Genomic DNA, 3,983 nt, shown 5'->3' with positions numbered 1-3,983 from the left:
GCATCGGGCGCGATCAAGGCGGCACTGCTCGATCCGGCCGTACCGCTCCATTCGGGCGAGATGATTGCCGCCGCGCTTGGCAATTCCTTCCTTGGCTTCGCGCTCAGCCTGGTGGTGATCAGTCCGCTCCTCGACCTGATCGGGGCGAAGCGCGTGATCCTGTTCGCCTCCGCCTGCTATGTGATGGGGCCAGTGCTCATCCTGCTCTCACCCGAGATGGACGGCATTGACGCAGTCTATCGGATGCTCACGATCGGCATGGTCGTGTGCGGATTCGCGTGGGGCGCAACGGAAGCGTCCATCAACCCGGTCACGGCCGCGCTCTATCCCAATGACAAGACGCACCGCCTGAATGTCTTGCATGCCTGGTGGCCGGCCGGCGTCGTCATCGGCGGACTTGCCAGCCTGCTGTTCTTCAGCCGGCTCGACCTCGGCTGGCAGGCCCTCGTTGCGCTGATCGCCGTCCCGGGGGCCGCGTTCGGGCTGTGGACGCTCACCCAGGACTTTCCCAAGACCGAAAGCACGGCCATGGGCGTGCCGTTCAAGGATATGCTGGTGGAGCCGTTCAAGCGCCCGAGTTTCTGGATATTTCCCGGCATCATGATCCTCACGGCCTCGACCGAACTCGCGCCGGGGTCATGGGTCGACGTCGCGCTGACGCAGACGGTCGGCATGCCAGGCATCGTTGTGCTGATCTATGTCTCGGCTATCATGTTCGTCATGCGTCACTTCGCCGGTGCGCTGGAGCGCCGATTCTCCGACATGGGACTGCTCTGCCTCTGCACGCTTCCGGCCGCCGCCGGGCTCTTTCTGCTAAGTTTCGCTTCCGGGCCGGTCGCGGCGATTTTTGCCGCGACGCTCTGGGCGCTGGGCGTCTGCTTCATGTGGCCCACCATGCTGGCCGCCGCCGCCCGCCGCTACCCGCGCGGCGGCGCCTGGTCCATCGGCCTTCTCGGCTTTGCAGGCGCCATGGCGATCTATTTCGTGCTGCCGGAAATCGGCAAAATCTATGATCGGGCGAAGCTGGAGGCCGCCGGCGGCAGTAAAGCCTTCGCGGCACTGCCACCGGGCACGGAATTGCAGCGCGTGCTCGCTTATGCGGCCGAGCAGTCCTTCCAGGTGATTGCCGTCGTGCCGGTGGCGCTCTTCTTTATATTTGGCGCGGTATGGCTGGCGGAACGGCGCTGGAAAGCAGCAGGCAAGCCCATCCAGCCGCTGACGGAGCAACTACCATGAAGATCGGCATCAATCTCCTTCTCTGGACCGGCCATGTCACACAAGCACATGTACCGGTCCTACGCGCCCTCAAGGAAACGGGTTTCGATGGCGTTGAAGTGCCGGTCTTCGACGCCTCCGACGAGGCGCATTACCGGCAGCTGGGCGAGGTCCTGGATGACATCGGCCTCGAACGCACAGTCGTCGCCATCATCCCGGACGAAGCGCACAGCCCGATCTCGGCGGATGCCGCGCATCGCCAGGCGGCGACCGATCATCTGCGGCGCGTGATCGACTGTTCGGCCGCGCTCGGCGGGACCGTTCTCGCCGGACCGTGGTTCCAGCCGCTCGGCGTGTTCAGCGGCGACCGGCCGAGCGAGGCGGAACTGGAGCGTTGTGCGCAGGTCCATCGCGTCATCGTGCCCCTGGCGAAGGACGCCGGACTCGTCTGTGCGCTGGAGCCGCTCAACCGTTTCGAGGCCCATCTGCTCAACACCTGCGATCAGGCGATCGCCTATGCCGACCGTCTCGATAGCGAAGGCTTTGGCGTTCTCTACGACACCTTCCACGCCAATATCGAGGAGAAAGACCCGGTCGCCGCGCTGCGGGCGCTCCGCGCCTCCGGCTGGCTGACGCACGTTCACATTTCCGAAAACGACCGCGGCACGCCGGGGCGGGGCCATGCGCCGATCCGCGAGACGATTGCCGCGCTGCGTCAGCTCGGATACGACCAGTGGCTCACCATTGAAGCTTTCGGCCGTGGCGTTCCCGAACTCGCCGCCGCAACGCGCGTCTGGCGCGACTTCTTCGCCTCGCCCGAAGAGGTCTATACTGAAGGATACCGCTTCATCCGCACATGCTGGGACGAAGCCGAATGACCGCCAGCCGGCCTTCCCTTTCAGCTGTTCCCATGTGAGGCTGCGGGCGTCGTTCCTCCGCGCAAGATAATGACGACAGAGCACCGGCGACCGGGGGGAGTCTGCAAGATACCGTGAGCCGAACCGGGTTGGAATGCTGCCATTCGAGAAGGAGCGCCTCAATGTATATTCACATGTTCGCCTTTCGGTGGAGACCAACGGCAACAACGGAGGATAAAGACCGGGCATTGCGGGAAATCTCCGCCTTTAGGGGGGAAATCCCCGGACTTCTTGAGGTCCATGTCGGGCAAAATCAGTCCCCACGAAGCTCCGGATACGAGACGGGGGGCGTCATGAAGTTCGATTCCGCTCCGGCGCTAAACGATTATCAGAACCACCCAGCCCACAAGGCGCTGCTTACCTGGCTGCTGCCGCTCATCGATCCGGTGGAAATCGACTTCCCCAGTCATTGAATGGCGCGCGCCGTACTCCAGACGCCGCGAGCAACTCGCCCCCTGGACAGGCCGAGTACCCGGAAAAGAAGAGCAGCGATGACGGTATCACGTCGAACGATTTTGGGAGGTGCACTTGCCGCCGCAAGCGGCGCGCTTGCTGGAGCCGGAGCGGGCCAGGTGAAGGCGCAACCAAATCCGACCCCGAAGCCGCCTGCCCGGCACGGCGGATCGAAACGCCCTCCGTTTACGCCCGCCGAGGGCGCACGCGCCCGCGTGCTGATCGCCAATGAATTTAGCGGCGACATCGACGCACTGTTCTCGGCTGTGCACGCCTTGCTGTCGCGATCAACGGAAGTGCGTGGAATCATTGGCTGCCGCGCCCGTTTCGTTCCCGGCTATCCCGAACGCACCGCGGAACGATCGGTCGAACTGGTTGACGAGATACTGCGCCTCATGAACCTGACCGGCGCAGTCCCCTCGTTGCTGGGCAGCGCCCAGATGTCCAGTTCGACGGCCCCTTCAAAATCTCCTGGAGCGCAGGCCATCGTCGATGAGGCCATGCGCACGGACACCGTCCTGCCCTTGTATGTGGCGGTGGGTGGAGGTCTCACGGAAGTGGCGAGCGCATTGTTGATTGAACCGCGAGTGGCGGATCGGTTCACGCTCGTATGGATAGGGGGCCACGCTGACCCGAAACGTCCCGCCGAGAACAACTTTGTTATCGATCCACTGGCCGCCCAACTTGTTTTCAATCAATTCAATGTTCCCATCTGGCAAGTTCCAAGCGATGTCTACAGGACGTGCATGGTATCCTCGACGGAGTTGCAGGCCTTTATCGCTCCCTATGGCGCGATCGGCACTTGGTTGTATGACAAATTGCTCGAGGACCCTCGGAAGCATATTCCCGACCAGGTGAGCTTTGGCGAAACCTACAGGATGGGTGATAGCCCGCTCGTATTGTTGACGGCGCTGACCGACCTGCTCCCGGTCTCCGCCAATCCATCGGCAAGCGATCAGCGGACGAGCTCCAGCCGGTACGAGGAAAGTTTCGCGCCCTATTTGAACCCGGACGGGACTTACACGCCGCGCGACTCAGGCCGAAAGATTCGGGTTTACAAGTCAGTGGACACCCGATTGATGTTCTCCGATTTCTTTGCCAAAATGCGCGTTAACTATGATGGCTGCGAACAGCCCAATTAGCGGTTGGTTGATGTCCACTATCGACATTGTGACGCTCCGAAGCTGACCGTCTCAAAGGTCCCAGACCCGGTCTTTCCAAGTCACCAGCTATGATGTGAATGGACGACGGCTTTTGACGAGGCAATTTCGCCCCCGGAACGGCTGCTCTGTTGGCGGCAAGCGTCATCACCGTAGTTGACTGTCCTTGCTCCCGCGCCGATTGATGCCCGAATGGACGACGGCCTTATCGCGGCGCCCCTGACAGGACACACAAGTC

4 protein-coding genes are annotated in these 3,983 nt (G+C 62.4%); all 4 read left to right on the top strand.

What is annotated here, in order from left to right:
* The coding region (locus IEX32_RS20180) for an MFS transporter (protein ID WP_188773328.1) at positions 1-1,236 on the top strand (1,236 nt) is incomplete at its 5' end.
* Positions 1,233-2,093, top strand: coding sequence for a sugar phosphate isomerase/epimerase family protein (locus IEX32_RS20175; protein ID WP_188773327.1), 861 nt, complete (start codon positions 1,233-1,235; stop codon positions 2,091-2,093). The genes IEX32_RS20180 and IEX32_RS20175, both read left to right, overlap by 4 nt.
* A gap of 161 nt (positions 2,094-2,254) precedes the next feature.
* Complete coding sequence (locus IEX32_RS20170; RefSeq protein WP_188773326.1) at positions 2,255-2,545, top strand: Dabb family protein; 291 nt, start codon at positions 2,255-2,257, stop codon at positions 2,543-2,545.
* A 78-nt stretch (positions 2,546-2,623) separates the two neighbouring features.
* On the top strand, positions 2,624-3,727 hold the full coding sequence (locus IEX32_RS20165; protein WP_188773325.1) for a nucleoside hydrolase: 1,104 nt from the start codon (positions 2,624-2,626) through the stop codon (positions 3,725-3,727).
* Positions 3,728-3,983: the final 256 nt, after the last annotated feature.

Origin of the sequence: Novosphingobium endophyticum (assembly GCF_014640675.1) — a bacterium.
Classification (GTDB): domain Bacteria; phylum Pseudomonadota; class Alphaproteobacteria; order Sphingomonadales; family Sphingomonadaceae; genus Novosphingobium; species Novosphingobium endophyticum.
Note: the sequence above shows the minus strand (reverse complement) of the source record. Positions and strands in the feature narration are given on the sequence as shown.

Coding starts and splice junctions, on each gene's coding strand:
- IEX32_RS20175 (WP_188773327.1), top strand. CDS start 1,233: ATGAAGATCGGCATCAATCTCCTTCTCTGGACCGGCCATGTCACACAA.
- IEX32_RS20170 (WP_188773326.1), top strand. CDS start 2,255: ATGTATATTCACATGTTCGCCTTTCGGTGGAGACCAACGGCAACAACG.
- IEX32_RS20165 (WP_188773325.1), top strand. CDS start 2,624: ATGACGGTATCACGTCGAACGATTTTGGGAGGTGCACTTGCCGCCGCA.